Raw genomic sequence first — 14,892 nt, 5'->3', positions numbered from 1 at the left:
CCTGATTAAACTGCTCGGGTATTTAACATTCCGAGTTACCTGTTCATGACCTCCCTCGCTGCCCCCACCCTTGCGGCCGCAGCCAAACCCACTGCCATGACCCCACCCGTATTCGGCCCGCGCATCATCATCGGGTTGGTCGGCGTGTTGCTGGCGGTGCTGGTCTCCGGCCTCAATGAGATGGTCACCAAGGTGGCCCTCGCGGATATCCGTGGTGCGCTGTACATTGGCTTTGACGAAGGCACTTGGCTGGTCGCGGCTTACACCGCGACTTCCGTGGCGGCCATGGCGTTTGCGCCCTGGTGTTCGGTGACCTTTTCGCTACGTCGCTTCACGCTGTGCGCCATCGGACTGTTCACTGTGCTCGGCATCCTGTGTCCGTTTGCGCCGAACTACGAAAGCCTGTTGGTGCTGCGCACCGTGCAAGGCCTGGCCGGTGGTGCGCTGCCGCCGATGCTGATGACCGTGGCCCTGCGTTTCCTGCCGGCCAACGTCAAGCTGTACGGCCTGGCCGGCTACGCGCTCACGGCCACCTTCGGCCCGAGCCTAGGCACGCCCCTGGCGGCGCTGTGGACCGAGTATGTCGGCTGGCAGTGGGCGTTCTGGCAGATCGTCGCGCCGTGCCTGCTGGCCATGGTCGCCGTGGCCTACGGGCTGCCGCAGGACCCGCTGCGCCTGGAGCGCTTCAAGCAGTTCAACTGGCGTGGCTTGCTGCTGGGCTTCCCGGCGATCTGCATGCTGGTCATCGGCATCCTGCAAGGCAACCGGCTGGACTGGTTCGAGTCGGGCCTGATCACCTTCCTGCTGTGTGGCGGCAGCCTATTGCTGGTGCTGTTCATGGTGAATGAATGGTCGCAGCCGATCCCGTTCTTCAACCTGCAGATGCTCGGCCTGCGCAACCTGTCGTTCGCGTTGATTGTGCTGGCGGGTGTGCTGATGGTGCTGACCTCGGTGATCATCATCCCGTCGAGCTTCCTCGCCCAGGTCCAGGGTTACCGGCCGCTGCAAACCGCGCCGGTGATGCTGCTGATGGCGATCCCACAGTTGATCGCGCTGCCGCTGGTGGCGGCGCTGTGCAACCTGCGGTGGGTCGATTGCCGCTGGGTGCTGGGGATCGGCCTGGGTATGCTGGTGTTGTGCTGCGTAGGCAGCGCGCACCTGACCTCAGAGTGGATTCGCGACGATTTCTATGGCTTGTACCTGCTGCAGATTTTCGGACAACCGATGGCCGTGTTGCCGCTGCTGATGCTCTCCACCGGCAGCATCCAGCCCATGGACGGCCCATTCGCCTCCGCCTGGTTCAACACCATCAAGGGCCTGGCCGCCGTGATTGCTACCGGCGTGCTCGATACCTTGACCACCCAACGCCTGCACTTCCACTCGACCATGTTGGTGGATCGCCTGGGCAACTCCCCTTTGGTCGACGGCGACGCGCCAGGCCTGGCGCACCGCCTGCACGAGCAGGCCGTGGTGCTGACTTCTTCGGATCTGTATTACGTCATGGCTGCGGTCGCGGTGGCGTTGATCCTGCTGATTTTCTGGATGCCCACGCGGATTTTTCCGCCTCGCGCACCGACCTGATAGAAAGGACTGTTCATGAAACGTAAAGACAAAATAGCCGTCTCCGTCATCGCCGTATTTGCCGTCGGCATGCTGGTGTACCTGATCGCGCCGGGCGTGCTGGGCAGCAAACGCCAGACCACCAACGACGCCTTCGTCGCCGCTGACTTCACCCTGGTAGCGCCGCGTGTGGCGGGCTTTATCAAGGAAGTGCTGGTGGAAGACAACCAGCGCGTCAAGGCCGGGCAACTGCTGGCGCTGATCGACGACCGCGATTTTCGCGCCGCCGCCCAGGCTGCCGACGCCGATACCTTGGTGGCCCAGGCCCAACTGAAAAACGCCACGGCGACCCTGGAGCGGCAAAGTTCGGTCATCGCCCAGGCCCAGGCCACCGTCGCGGCAGATCGCGCCGAAATGGCCTTCGCCGAGCACGAGTTGAACCGCTACAACCACCTCGCCGGAGTCGGCGCCGGCACCGTGCAGAACGCTCAGCAAGCCAAGACCCGTATCGACCAGGCCACCGCGCGCCTGGCGAATGCCACAGCCGTGCTGGCGGCGGAACGCAAGCAAGTGGAAATCCTCACCGCCCAGCGCGATGCCGCCGAGGGTGGGCTCAAACGTGCCCAAGCTGCGTTGGAACTGGCCAGTTTTCAACTGTCGTACACGCGCATCGTCGCGCCGGTGGACGGCATGGTCGGCGAGCGTGCGGTGCGGGTCGGCGCCTATGTGACGCCGGGCAGCAAGATCCTCGCGGTCGTGCCGTTGGAAGAGGCCTACGTGGTGGCCAACTTCCAGGAAACCCAGCTCTCCCATATGCATGCTGGCCAAGCCGTGCAGGTGCGTGTCGACAGCCTCGACGGTGAATTGCTCAACGGTCATCTGGAGAGCCTCGCGCCCGCGACGGGCGTGACGTTTGCCTCGGTCAAGCCGGACAACGCCACCGGCAACTTCACCAAGGTGGTGCAGCGCATTCCGGTGAAGATCGTCCTTGAACCCAATCAGGCGCACATCGAGCGCCTGCGGGTTGGCATGTCGGTGGAAGCCAGCGTCGACACCTCGCCGGCCGCGCAGCAGCATGAGGTGGCCCAGCAATGAAGCGAGTTGCCTGGCTCACCTTGAGTCTCATCAGCCTGAGCGCCTGCACGGTCGGCCCGGACTTTCACACGCCCCAGAGCCCGCAAGTGACCCAATGGAGCGAACCCCAGGGCCGCTTGGCCGCCAGCCGTGCGGTCAGCGACCCATTGCAGGAACGCTGGTGGGATGTGTTCCAGGACGCACAACTCTCGGCGCTTACACGCCGCGCGCTCACCGATAACCTCGACCTGAAACTGGCCAGCAGCCGCCTGCAACAAAGCCGCGCCGTGCGTCAGGTGACCACCGCCGAGCGTTATCCGAACGTCAATGCCAACGGTGATTACCTGCGCCAACGCAACAGCGGCAAAGGTTTGAGCGACCCGTCCGGCAACAATGGCCGTTCGGCGTTCAACCAGTGGGACATGGGCTTCTCGGCCTCCTGGGAGCTGGATTTCTGGGGCCGCGTTAAACGCGAAACCGAAGCCGCCGACGCCACCCTACAAGTGGCCGAAAACGATCGGCGCGCCGTGCTGTTGTCGGTACTCGCCGAGACCGCCCAGGACTATATCCAACTGCGCGGCGTGCAGAACACCCGCGCCGTTACCGAGCAGAACCTCGATGTCGCTCGCCACAGCCTCAAACTGTCGCAGTTGCGCCTGGCTGACGGTGTGGCCACGGACCTGGACGTGGCGGAAGCTGCCGCTCAAGTCGCCGCCATCGAAGCGCGCCTGCCCGATCTGCAACAGCGCCAAGACCAACTCATCAACGCCCTCAGTCTGTTGATGGGCGAGCCGCCGCAAGCCTTGCACGCGCAGTTGTCCAAAGACGCCGCCGTGCCGCAAACCCAGCGTCAAGTCGCGATTGGCCTGCCTTCGGAGCTGGCTAAGCGTCGTCCGGATATCCGCCAGGCCGAGGCGCGTTTGCACGCCGCCACTGCGAGCATCGGTGTGGCCAAGGGCGATTTCTACCCACGCATCACTTTGTCCGGCAGCCTTGGCTCCCAGGCCATGCAGCTCTCGGATTTCGGTTCCTGGGGTTCCCGCGCGTTTGCGTTCGGCCCGCAATTCAGCTTGCCGTTGTTCAACGGCGGACGGTTACAAGGCATGTTGAATCTGCGCGAAGCCCAGCAACAGGAAGCAGCGCTGGCGTACCAGCAAACCGTGCTGCGGGCCTGGCATGAAATCGATGACCAACTGACCCGCTACAACGCCAGCCAGCTGCGTCGTGACAGCCTCGCCGAAGCCGTGCGTCAGAACCAGATTGCCCTGCGCACCGCGCAGCAGCAGTACGTTGAAGGCGTGGTGGATTTCGTCAACGTGCTCACCGTGCAAAGCGCATTGCTGGCTACGCAAGAGCAGTGGGTGGAAAGCTCGACCGGCGTGTCGTTGGCGATGGTTGGCCTGTACAAAGCGTTGGGCGGAGGCTGGGAATCGGTGTACCCGCTGCAAACCGCCGGGCGCTAAGTACAAAGAGTTTTTGTCAGTCGCCAAATAAACTGTAATGATAATTGCTCTCAATAGTGTATCTGAGCTTTTTCATGGACAGCGCGACTGACGGCCAGCAACAGCTTCACCTCCTGTACCGCGACCATCACGGCTGGCTGCAAGGCTGGCTGCGCAAGCGCCTGGGCGACCGTGAGCATGCGGCTGACGTGGCGCAGGACACCTTCCTGCGCCTGCTGGTGTCCGGGCGTTTTCCCGGCGATAAGGAAAGCCGCAGCTACCTGGCGCAGATTGCCCGCAACCTGGTGATCGACCAATGGCGGCGCCTGCGTATCGAGCGCGCCTACCTGGAAAGCATCGCGCATTTGCCCGAGCCGGAATCGCCTTCCCTGGAAACCCGCGCGCTGATCCTAGAAACCCTGATGCAGATCGACGCCATGCTCGACCGCATGCCCGATAACGTACGCCAGGCGTTTTTGCTGTCGCAGTTCGAAGGCCTGAGTTATGGACAGGTCGCGGAGCGCTTGGGCGTTTCCGTCAGCTCGGTGCAGAAGTACATGACCCGCGCCATCGTCGCCTGCTACCAAGTGGCCTACGCCGAATGAGACACGACGCACCCATCGCCCCGGCGATTGTCGAACAGGCCAGCGAATGGCTGATGCTGCAATGGGGCGGCGACCTGCAAGGCGAACAACGCCAGGCGTTTACCCGCTGGCAGGCTGCCGACCCGGAGCATCGCCGTGCCTGGCAGCGTTTGCAGCAGTTGCAGCAAACCCTCGGCAGCGTGCCCGCCGACAGCGCTCGTGCGGTGTTGCGCGACACGCCGGACACACAGCGCCGCGCTGCGCTCAAGCTGCTCGGCGTGCTGTTGGTGGCCGGTGGCAGCGGCTACCTGGTGCAACGCAGCGAACCTTGGCACGCCGCCTTCGCCGAATACCGCACCCGCACCGGCGAGATTCACCACGTTACCCTCAGCGATGGCACGCGCCTGGACCTCAACAGCGACAGCGCGGTCGACCTGCATTTCAGCGCCAGCGAGCGGCGTATCCGCCTGATCCGCGGCGAGATCCTGCTGACCAGCGGCCACGACCCCGTTCGCCCTTTGATCGTCGAAACCCCAGCCGGTGACGTGCAGGCGCTGGGCACCCGTTTTGCGGTGCGTGAACTGGTCGATGGCAGCCGTGTCGACCTGTACGAAGGCCGCGTTCGCGTGACGCCGTTACACGGCGCAGCCGTGCAGATGAACGCCGGTGACAGCCTGTGGTTCAACCAACGCCAAAGCTCGGCGTTGGCAGCGGTGAGCGCCAATACCAGCAGTTGGACCGAACACCGCCTGATCGCCGAGCGCCAGCCGTTGGGCGAGTTCGTGGCGCAACTGAGTCGTTACCGTCCGGGGCTGCTGCGGTGTGATCAGGCGGTGGCGGGGCTGCTGTTGACGGGCGTGTTTCCGCTGAACGATACCGACGCCATCCTCGCCGCGCTGGAGCGCTCGTTGCCGGTACAGGTGCAAGAGGTCACGCGCTACTGGGTGACGGTTAAGGCACGGGCCTGAAAATTTTTTCACCTGCGCTTGTCGGTTTTTGCATCCCGTTCGGGATACCTCTTGAAAGCCAATCAAGAAGCGATCTCACGGGGAGTCCTGCAATGCCGCACCACCCAATCCAACCCTTGGCCCGCGCCCTGCGCCGTGGCGTGTTTGTCAGCCTGCTGGCGACGGTGCCGATGGTGCCGACGCAGGTCCATGCCGAAGAAAGTACCGAGGCGCTGCGCAGCTACAACATCCCGGCCGGCAGCCTCGACCAGGCACTGAACCGCTTTGCCAGCGCGTCGGGCATTTTGCTGTCGGTTGATGCCGCGCTGACCGAAGGCAAGCGCAGTGCGGGCCTGCAAGGGCGCTATGGCGTCGGGTCGGGTCTGGAGCGGCTGCTGGCGGGCAGCGGCCTAATGGCGATGCAATCCCAGGGCGGTTGGTCGTTGCAGGCGGTTTCCAATGGCGGGCCGCTACAACTTGGCGCTACGCAGATCAGCGGCGAGCAAGCCCAGGAAAATGCCTGGGGCCCGGTGGACGGTATTGTCGCCACGCGCAGTGCATCGGGCAGCAAGACCGATTCGGCACTGGTGGAAATTCCCCAGACCATCAACGTGATCACCGCCGCCGAGATCAAGGCACGTGGGGCCCAAAGTGTGACCCAGGCGTTGCTCTACACCCCGGGCATGAGCGCGGGTGGTTTCGCCGATCGGGTGAAGTTGTTCGATGAGCCGACCTCTCGCGGCTTCTCGCCTACGCCCCTGTACCTCGACGGTCTGCACTTGCCTTATGGCGGCGGCAGCACCGGCGGCGCGTTGCAGATCGAGCCGTATTCCCTGGAACGCATCGAAGTGCTCAAGGGCCCGGCCTCCGTGCTGTACGGGCAGAACCAGCCCGGCGGCATCGTCAACATGGTCAGCAAGCGTCCCAGCGAAACACCGATCCACCAAGTGGTGCTGGAAGCGGGCACCTACGAGCACAAAAGCGCGGCCATCGACCTGAGCGGTCCGCTGGACGAGCAAGGGCAATTTCTGTATCGCCTGACCGGCCTGGCCAATGACGGCCAGGACGAAATCAACTACGTCGAAAACAAGCGCCAGTTCATCGCGCCGAGCCTCACCTGGCGGCCGAACGATGACACCAGCGTGACGGTGTTCGCGCAGTACCAGAAAGACAAAGGCGTACCCGAAGCCCAGGGTTTGCCGGCGTCCGGCACGCTGTGGGCCAACCCCAATGGCAAGATCAAGCGCGACCTGTTCATCGGCGAGCCTGGCGTCAACCAGTACAACCGCGAGCAATACGCACTGGGCTACGAGATTTCCCACCGCCTGAATGACACCTGGACCCTCAAGCAGAACGCACGTTATGCCGAGGTCGATGACCGCTACACCGCGCCGTTGCACGGCTACCGTTTCGTCGCCAACCCGGCCACTGGCGTACAGGATCAACGCTACCTGCAACGCTTCGGTGTGGACTGGGCGCAAAACAATAAAGTGTTTGGCGTGGACAGCATCGCCCAGGCGGAATTTGATACCGGTGCGTTCGCTCACACGATGATCTTCGGCTTGGATTACTACCACTCCAACTCACAGTTCCACGGCTTGTACGACCGCAACCCGCCGATCATCGACCTGTTCAAGCCGGTCTACGGCCAGCGCCTGAATTTTGGCCAGCCATACCGCTGGGACCGCACCATCACCCAGACCGGCCTGTACGTGCAGGACCAGATCAAGTGGGATAAATGGGCGTTGGTGCTGGGCGGGCGCTACGACTGGGCCAATGTAGTGAACAAGGAACCCCTGACCGACACCCGCTTTGCCAGCAAAGATCAGGCATTCACGGGGCGTGCGGGCCTGGTGTACCTGTTCGATAACGGCGTGGCGCCGTTTGTCAGCTATACGGAGTCCTTCCTGCCGCTGGCCGGCACCGACGCCAACCAGAAGCCATTCGAGCCGTCCACTGGTAACCAATATGAAGTCGGCGTGAAGTACCAGCCGCCTGGCCAGAAGAGTTTCGTACAGGTCTCGGTCTATCAGCTGGACCAGGAAAATGTACTCACCACCAACCCTGTCGACACCACCTTCAGCACCCAAAGCGGCGCCATGCGCTCACGCGGTGTGGAATTGGAAGCCAAGGCCGTCCTCAGCGATGCTTGGGACATCGTCGCGTCGGCTTCACGCAACGACATCAAATACACCAAGGACAACGACGGTCGCGAAGGTCGGCACCCGGCCGGCATCTCGCCGCTCACCGCGTCGCTGTGGGTCAACTACAGCGTGCTCGGCGACACGCCGCTGGCCGGTCTCGGCGCCGGCCTGGGTGTGCGTTATGCGCGGCAAAGCCTGGGCGACTACTACGAAGGCGCCTTTACCGTGCCTTCCTACAGCGTTTACGACGCCAGCCTGAGCTACGACCTGAGCCGATCACCGTTGAAACTCAAGGGCGTGAAACTGGCGATGAACGTGCAGAACCTCACCAACAAGACCTACGTATCGCAGTGCACCAGTAACCTGGATTGCTATTACGGCGAAGGGCGCACGGTGGTGTCGAGCCTGACCTACGATTGGTAGTTCCCCACCCACTGTAGGAGCGAGCTTGCTCGCGAAAAACGTATTGACGACGCGCGGCTACCTGATAGCGCTGCGTTATCGTTGACGTCTTTCGCGAGCTAGCTCGCTCCTACAGGTCATGGTGAACCCTCATGGGTTTTGCAAGAACACCACGTACCCCCGAAACCACTCGTTCCCCTGCAAATACCTTGGTGCCTCCCACGTTCCACCCTGAATCAAGCCAATCTTGAACGGCAACCCCAACCGGTTCATCCGTGGCAAATACGCCGCGTAATCCGGGATGCTGTGCCGCCCCTGATACGTTTGCACCACCACTTCATCCACCACCCCTTTGAGTTGAGCGATGGCAGCCGGGTCAGCGTTGCTGCTCCAGTCCATCAAGCCGGTGATGCTCAGGCGCAGGTCGGCGGGCAGGCGCTGGCGCAGGTCGCGCAGGAAGTCGGCGTATTCATGCAGGTACTGAGTGCGGGCGTCGAAGTCGATCTGAATGCCGATGACCGGGTTGCCTGCATCGCGCCAGCGTTGCACCTGGCCGAACAGTTGGCGGTAGACCTGCTCGGGCCAGTGCAGGGTGTGGGCGCGGTAGACGATCCAGATGTCGCCTTCGGTAAGGCGCGGCACGCTGATGCCTTGGGCAATCATCTGCACGCCGCGCTGGGGCGTGCGGCGCTTGGCGTTGATCTGGCCCTGGAGGATGTACAGGGTTTTCGCCTGCTTGAGCACCGGCTGTGGTGATACGCCGCTCCACAGCCAGAAGGCGTCATAGTCGCGGGCGTCGACGGCGCCGAAGGCTGGGCTTGCCAGCAATAGCAAGCCGAGCCACAGGTGTTTCACCAGTAGTACTGCAGCGATTTGCCCCACTGGGTATCGGCGTAGCTGGTTTTCAGCTGGCGGAACCAGGCCTTGCGCACCGCAGGCTCCACATCGACGCCGCCGCAACTGTTGTAGCCCGACGGCCCGTAGCAATTGATGGCGCGGAACAGGGCGTAGGCCTTGTCATTCTTGGGGGCCTTGGCGTTGCCGATCACCTGTTTGTAGCCGTCCAGGCGCGAGAAGGTTTCACCCTTGAAGTCCGATGCGCTGCTGCCCAGGCTACCGGCGGCGCGTGCCTGTTCCAACGGCATGCCGTCCAGGCCGTTACGCAGGATGAACTCACCCAGGCAGTTCAGGCCCTGTGGGTGTTTGGCATCGCTCTGCAAGGTCGCGGCGATTTGCGTGATGCTCGGGCAGGCGTAGCCGGACTCGGCTTTGTCGCCGTTCCACTGGAACAATTTCAAGGTCTGGCTGGCGCTGTAGACGTAGCCCAGGCTGGTGCCCAGTTTGTCATCCGGAGCGGAGGCTGGCAGTTGCTTGAGGTCGTCGGCGAAGGTGGCGTACTGACCGCGCAGCAGGTCTTTGTAGAGCAGCACGAATTGTGCGGTCTGGCGTTCCAGCGGATCGCTGGCCTGGGCGATCTGCTGGCGCAGCAACTCGGGACCGGCGACGTTGCGCAGCAGGATGTAACGCACCTGCTTGGCGCTGATCGGCGAATCGGCGGCAAACACCTTGGCCAACTGGCCGCTGCGTTCGTAGTTCATCGCCAGCGCCAATTCCAGCTGGTCGCGTTGCAGCGGCAATTTTGCCAGCGGCAGCAATTGCAGCCAGAGGGATTCGGCGCCTTTCCAGTCTTGCTTGGCTTCCAGCGCCAGCGCGCGCAGGGTCTGCTGGCTGAAGGCAAAGTAATTCAGGCTCGACGGCACGTTCTGGGGCAATAGTTTCAGCGCAGCGTCCGGCTGATGCTCGGTATAGAGCGCAGACACCGCGAGCAAGTAGTCATACAGCTCCGGCGCGCTGGAAAACGCAGCTTTCTGCTTTTCCAGGTCGGTGCGGGAGAGGGCGGGCTGGTTGCCACCGCGCATCACCATCAGGTCGCTGACAAACTGGATCATCGGCGTGCTGACGGTTTCGCTATTGACCATCAACAGCTTGAGGTCGACTTCCTCCACCAGCTCATCCACCGACACATTGCGCTGTGCGTCCGTTGCCTCGGTCATTGCCCAGCCGAAGGCCTCGGCGAGCTTGGTGTTGTCACCGGCCAGCCAATAGACACGGCGCAACAGGCCACGGGCGGAGGCCAGGTAGTCGCCCTGTGGATAAGTTTTCAGGTAACCGAGAAAGCCTTCCTCGGCATGGCTCAGGGCGGACTTATCCACATGCTCAAGCTGCGGTATGCCGTACTCGTCAAAGGCTTCGGCCTGGGCCTGGTTCAAAGACGTGCGCGCAGTCATATACAGCGCGGTTTCCTTCAGCCAAGGCACTTGGCTGGCGTTGGCGGCGGCGAAACCGCGCTCAGCGTCACCAAAGCGACCGCTGTAGAAGTCGGCGGCGGCTTGCAGGTAGGTGCGGAACAGTTGGCCGTCGTTGGACTGGATCTGCTGGGCGTCCACCACCTGGCCTTCCCACGAACAGGCCTTGAGCAGTTGCAAGCGCGCCTTTACCAACAACTCACGCTCGGCTGCCGGCATGTCGGCCTTGATCACCTGGCTGATGAAGGCCGTGGCGCTGTCATCATCGTTGCTGCGGCAACGGCTGCCTTCGCCAGTCAGGAACGCTTCGCCTGCGCTCTCGTACTCGTCGCGCTGGATGCCCAGGGGCTTGAGTAGGGTCTCGAGTTCGGCAGTGCGTGAATTGTCCGGCTTGTTGTCGGGCTCATCGTTTGTCGCGGGGATAGGCGCCAGGCGATAGACCGGGAAGGGCACCAGGCCAAAGCCCTGGGACAGATCATCTTCGCTCAGGGCGTTAGGGGTAAGCGGTTCGGCCTGTTTGTCCGCCAGCAGCAGGCGCAGGTTGACGCGACTGTCATTGCCGGGGCTGAGGAAGGGCAGGTTACTGCAGGAATCGAGGCTGTCACGCGAGACGCGCCAATCGGGGTAACACGAGTCGTCAGAGCTGGCCTGGGCCTGTTGGGTGATGCCGGCAAGCAGTGCCAGTGCCAGGGGTGACAGAAAACCGATGCGCATGACGTGTCCTTGATCCTGAGTCCTTGGAGGAGGGCAATAATAGCGTGTTCCTAAGGTTGCTTCGGAGAAGCCCTGCACAAATTGCTGATTTGTCCGATTCCAGCAGCCAGCCTGGGTCTTTTGTCCTAGAGTGGCGGTGTTTGCGCTTGGGCAATCAGGGGAATCGAGGTGCGTCGGTCTGTGGTAGAGCAAAACGAAAAGGTCGGGACGTTACCCGCACTCAACCGCTTCAGTTGGGAAGGTGCCGGCTGGATCAGCCGTCTCTGGTGGGTGCCGATCCTGGCGCTGGCCATGGCCCTGCGTTTTTATAACCTGACGTCGGCGGCGATTTGGGGCGACGAGGGCTCTAGCCTGCTGCTCAGCGAATACGCCTTGGGCGACCTGTGGTTCCACGCGGCACACGATGTACACCCGCCGTTGTATTTTTTCCTGCTGCGCGGCTGGATCGAACTCTTCGGCGACAGCATCTGGTCGATTCGCGGCATGAGTGCCATTCCCGGCGTGGTCGTCGTGGGCTTGGGCATCTGGCTGACGCGGCAACTGTCCACCCGCCGTGCGGCGGTGCTGGCAGGGATACTGCTGGCGCTGTTGCCGACGGCGGTGCGCTACAGCCAGGAAGTGCGCATGTATTCGCTGCTGGGTGTGTGGCTGCTGGGCGCCACGCTGGCGCTGGTTTACTGGGTACGCCAACCTGAGCGCACGCGGTATCTGGTGGCGTATGTCGTGTTGATGACGGCCGGTTTCTACACCCATTACTTCACCGCGCTGTGTGTGCTGGTGCATTGGGCTTACCTGGGCGTGCTGAGTGGCACGGTGCCGCGCGACCAACGCCTGATCACGCGCCCGGCGTGGTGGGTGGCCAACGCCACGATTGTGCTGCTGTACCTGCCTTGGCTGCCGAACCTGCTGGACTTGGTGCAGCATGTCGAGCAGCTCAAGGTGGGCGGTGATATTGGCTGGGAAGAGCCGGTCAGCCTGTTCTCCCTGCCGTCGATGATGTGGCAGTTTGTGCTTCAAGACGAAGGTGTCGGTTTCTGGTCGCCGCTGTTCTGGCTGTTCCCGTTGCTACTGGTGGCTGTCGTGTTTGCCACCGCTTGGCGTGACCGTGAGCGCTATCGGCCGGCCAGCCTGTTGGCGCTGTTTTTCCTGTTGCCACTGCTGTTGGTCTACGGGGTGTCATTTATTTCCCCGGTGTTTATCGAACGTTACCTGACGGTGTATGCCCTGGGTTTGCCGATCCTGCTGGCGATGGCCATCGATCGTCTGCCATCACGGTTTTCATTACTGGGGGCAGCACTGTTCGTGCTGTTTGTCGGCGTGGAGCTGGTGGGCTTGAAGAACAACTTCACGGTAGATGAACACGACCAATTCAACGTGCCGGTGGAGTTCGTCAACCGCAACTATCAGGAAGACGACCGCATCGTCCTCAGCGACATGATGTGGTACCTCAGTTATGTGTATTACGACCAGACCGACGCCCAGTTGCAGCTCTTCACCCCGCCCAAACCCGACGGCACACCCACCCGGCCGAATGCCTACGGCTTCGGCACCCTGGTGGACCAGGATGGCGGGCGCATCTACCTCGACCACCTGTCGGCACTGCCCGCCGAGACCCGCCGCGTGTGGTTGATCAGCAGCAACGAAGCCCCCGACGATTTCGCCCCGCTGCCCGAAGGCTGGCGCGAACTCAGTCGTCAGGATGGCGGCGGCGCGCGGGCGCGGTTGTTCGTGCTGTGCAACGTTCTGTCGGCACAACCCGAGGGCTGCCGCTAGACTGGGTTGACACTTTTTTATCAGGAGCCCGCCATGGAATCGCCCGTGCATAGCTTGCCGTCATTGTTCAAACAGCTGGGTTTGCCGGATGACCCGGTGAGTATCGAGAAATTTGTGGCGGTGCATTCGCCGCTCAAACCGGAGTTGAAACTGGCGGATGCGTTTTTCTGGACGGACAGCCAGAAGGCGTTTTTACGCGAGGAGATTCTGGAGGATGCGGATTGGGCTGAGGTGGTGGATGAGTTGAATTTGATGTTGCGGGGTGGGCGAGAGGTGTAAAAAAAACTTTGCTGAAACACGATAATGTAAAAAAAAATGGTGAGAGGTAAAAAAAACTGGGTTTTAATCGCTCAAGTGAATTTTTTCTGGGGAAGCTCACCTTGGCGACAGTCGGATATGCTCATCTCTGCGAATCGCTGGATTTAAAGGTCATCCCGCCTCACCGCGTCGCGATGATCAAACCCGTGACCAGAATCACCTTGATCGGCAACTGCCTGGCGGTTCCGCATACCGTCGCACCTGCGCAACATGCCCTGTTTGAGCACGTGCTGTTTGCACTCAAGCATGAGGGTGTGAATCTCGCCATACTTGCCCAGGTTTTTGAACGTCTTGGTCCGGAGCCATTTTTGGCCGGTTTGGCGGAATCCCCCCATGGCGCCTTTATCCGTAAAGCCTGTTATTTGTGGGAAGGATTTACCGGGCGCGCGCTTGATTACGCACTACCTGTTCGGGGGCGTGTTGTTGCCTTGTTTGATCCCGAGCGCTATGTGACTGGCCCAAGCATCCGCAACAGTCGTTGGCGAATTGATTTTAATGGCCTGGGTTCTCTGCATTACTGCGCAACTGTGGAGAGAACGCCTGAGTTAGAGACGTTGTTGGCGCTTGATGTGTTGGGTCGCGCCAGATCTTTCATGGCAACCCTGCCTTCAGAAATGATTGACCGCGCGATCCAGTGGGCCTATCTCCACGAAACCCGCGATTCGTTCGCCATCGAAAAAGAACAACCCAGCGAAGAAAAGTCCCGTCGGTTCGTCCAACTCTTACGCCAGGCTCATGAAGGCCGACTGCTGACAGAGGACTACTTGGTCGAGCTGCAAAACAGCACCGTTTCCAATCCGTTCGACAAAGCCGTCGCATTCCGCCATGAACAAAACCACCTGCACAACGGCTTGCGTGGCGCAGCGGGTGTCAGCTATGTACCGCCTGCTCCGGCACTCTGTCGGGACCTGATGGAAGAGTTGATGGCATTCGCCAACCAGCCTGTGAGAGAGGTTGACCCATTGGTGGCGGCTGCCGTCACGGCTTTCGGCTTTGTGTTCCTGCATCCATTCATGGACGGTAACGGGCGCCTGTCCCGCTTCCTGATCCACCAGACACTCTGCCACTACGGCGCGCTGGAGAACGGGCTGTTGTTGCCTGTTTCCGTTGCGATGAAACACGAAGAGGCGGCCTATCTGGAAGCGCTCAAGGCGTTCTCCCAACCCACTTGGGAGTTCTGGAGCGTCACGTGGCTGGATGGCGATGAAATGGCCTTCGAGTTCATCGGCCACCCCTCGATTTACCGCTACTGGGACGCCACGCGTTGTGTCGAATTCACCCTGCAAATGGCTCGACGCGCCTTGGAAGTGGAACTGCGTGAAGAAACCGAATTCCTCGACCGCTACGACCGCGTGATCAAGGCCGTGAACCAGCGTTATGACGTGCGCGGCAGTGATCTGTCGAAGCTGGTGATGATGTGCCTGGATAACGAGGGCAAGGTTTCGAAGCATCGGCGCAAGCAGTTTCAGTACAGCGTGGCGGAGGAGGTGTTTGAGTTTATCGAGGAAGAGGCCCTGAGGTTAATCGGGGAGTAATAGGGCGCTTGGAAATGTTGGGCGAAATCCAACACCGCCTGGACGCCCAGGCGAACAGCAGTCCTGAAACCTAAATTGATCGAACTGTGGGAG

11 protein-coding genes are annotated in these 14,892 nt (G+C 61.6%); 9 read left to right on the top strand and 2 right to left on the bottom strand.

Annotation, left to right across the window (positions count from 1 at the left end; genetic code table 11):
* Positions 1-45: 45 nt before the first annotated feature.
* The 6 genes from HX868_RS03055 to HX868_RS03030 all read left to right on the top strand — a co-directional run bounded on the left by HX868_RS03055 (position 46) and on the right by HX868_RS03030 (position 8,174).
* The gene (locus HX868_RS03055; RefSeq protein ID WP_177001865.1) at positions 46-1,581 is read left to right on the top strand and encodes an MFS transporter; all 1,536 of its coding nucleotides are present in this window, start codon (positions 46-48) and stop codon (positions 1,579-1,581) included.
* Positions 1,582-1,596: 15 nt separating this feature from the next.
* Positions 1,597-2,655 (top strand): HlyD family secretion protein, encoded by a 1,059-nt coding sequence (locus HX868_RS03050; protein WP_177001864.1) that lies wholly within the window; start codon positions 1,597-1,599, stop codon positions 2,653-2,655.
* Complete coding sequence (locus HX868_RS03045) at positions 2,652-4,097, top strand: efflux transporter outer membrane subunit (RefSeq protein ID WP_177001863.1); 1,446 nt, start codon at positions 2,652-2,654, stop codon at positions 4,095-4,097. Before HX868_RS03050 ends, HX868_RS03045 begins: the two co-directional genes overlap by 4 nt.
* Before the next feature lie 74 nt (positions 4,098-4,171).
* Positions 4,172-4,681 (top strand): sigma-70 family RNA polymerase sigma factor, encoded by a 510-nt coding sequence (locus tag HX868_RS03040; RefSeq protein WP_177001862.1) that lies wholly within the window; start codon positions 4,172-4,174, stop codon positions 4,679-4,681.
* On the top strand, positions 4,678-5,628 hold the full coding sequence (locus tag HX868_RS03035) for a FecR domain-containing protein (protein ID WP_177001861.1): 951 nt from the start codon (positions 4,678-4,680) through the stop codon (positions 5,626-5,628). The genes HX868_RS03040 and HX868_RS03035 overlap by 4 nt, the downstream gene beginning before the upstream one ends.
* Before the next feature lie 92 nt (positions 5,629-5,720).
* Entirely contained in the window at positions 5,721-8,174 is a 2,454-nt protein-coding gene (locus HX868_RS03030) for a TonB-dependent siderophore receptor (protein WP_177001860.1), read from the top strand.
* A 129-nt stretch (positions 8,175-8,303) separates the two neighbouring features.
* Here HX868_RS03030 and HX868_RS03025 read toward each other — a convergent pair whose 3' ends face one another.
* The gene (locus tag HX868_RS03025) at positions 8,304-9,008 is read right to left on the bottom strand and encodes a DUF3142 domain-containing protein (protein ID WP_177001859.1); all 705 of its coding nucleotides are present in this window, start codon (positions 9,006-9,008) and stop codon (positions 8,304-8,306) included.
* The gene (locus HX868_RS03020) at positions 9,005-11,173 is read right to left on the bottom strand and encodes a PA5441 family protein (protein WP_177001858.1); all 2,169 of its coding nucleotides are present in this window, start codon (positions 11,171-11,173) and stop codon (positions 9,005-9,007) included. The genes HX868_RS03025 and HX868_RS03020 overlap by 4 nt, the downstream gene beginning before the upstream one ends.
* A gap of 168 nt (positions 11,174-11,341) precedes the next feature.
* Here HX868_RS03020 and HX868_RS03015 point away from each other — a divergent pair, with 168 nt between their 5' ends.
* The 3 genes from HX868_RS03015 to HX868_RS03005 all read left to right on the top strand — a co-directional run bounded on the left by HX868_RS03015 (position 11,342) and on the right by HX868_RS03005 (position 14,799).
* Positions 11,342-12,946, top strand: a complete 1,605-nt coding sequence (locus HX868_RS03015; RefSeq protein WP_177001857.1) for a glycosyltransferase family 39 protein — start codon at positions 11,342-11,344, stop codon at positions 12,944-12,946.
* 33 nt (positions 12,947-12,979) lie between these two features.
* Positions 12,980-13,225: a DUF2789 domain-containing protein gene (locus HX868_RS03010; protein ID WP_177001856.1), complete on the top strand. Its 246-nt coding sequence runs from the start codon at positions 12,980-12,982 to the stop codon at positions 13,223-13,225.
* Positions 13,226-13,326: 101 nt separating this feature from the next.
* Complete coding sequence (locus HX868_RS03005) at positions 13,327-14,799, top strand: Fic family protein (RefSeq protein WP_177001855.1); 1,473 nt, start codon at positions 13,327-13,329, stop codon at positions 14,797-14,799.
* The last annotated feature ends 93 nt before the right edge of the window (positions 14,800-14,892 follow it).

It is taken from the genome of Pseudomonas reactans, assembly GCF_013385825.1.
Lineage (GTDB): Bacteria > Pseudomonadota > Gammaproteobacteria > Pseudomonadales > Pseudomonadaceae > Aquipseudomonas > Aquipseudomonas reactans.
Note: the sequence above shows the minus strand (reverse complement) of the source record. Positions and strands in the feature narration are given on the sequence as shown.

Bases quoted from the DNA above. Each gene is read 5' to 3' on its own strand.
- HX868_RS03010 (WP_177001856.1), top strand. From the start codon at position 12,980: ATGGAATCGCCCGTGCATAGCTTGCCGTCATTGTTCAAACAGCTGGGT.
- HX868_RS03040 (WP_177001862.1), top strand. From the start codon at position 4,172: ATGGACAGCGCGACTGACGGCCAGCAACAGCTTCACCTCCTGTACCGC.
- HX868_RS03020 (WP_177001858.1), bottom strand. From the start codon at position 11,173: ATGCGCATCGGTTTTCTGTCACCCCTGGCACTGGCACTGCTTGCCGGC.
- HX868_RS03055 (WP_177001865.1), top strand. From the start codon at position 46: ATGACCTCCCTCGCTGCCCCCACCCTTGCGGCCGCAGCCAAACCCACT.
- HX868_RS03045 (WP_177001863.1), top strand. From the start codon at position 2,652: ATGAAGCGAGTTGCCTGGCTCACCTTGAGTCTCATCAGCCTGAGCGCC.
- HX868_RS03035 (WP_177001861.1), top strand. From the start codon at position 4,678: ATGAGACACGACGCACCCATCGCCCCGGCGATTGTCGAACAGGCCAGC.
- HX868_RS03050 (WP_177001864.1), top strand. From the start codon at position 1,597: ATGAAACGTAAAGACAAAATAGCCGTCTCCGTCATCGCCGTATTTGCC.
- HX868_RS03030 (WP_177001860.1), top strand. From the start codon at position 5,721: ATGCCGCACCACCCAATCCAACCCTTGGCCCGCGCCCTGCGCCGTGGC.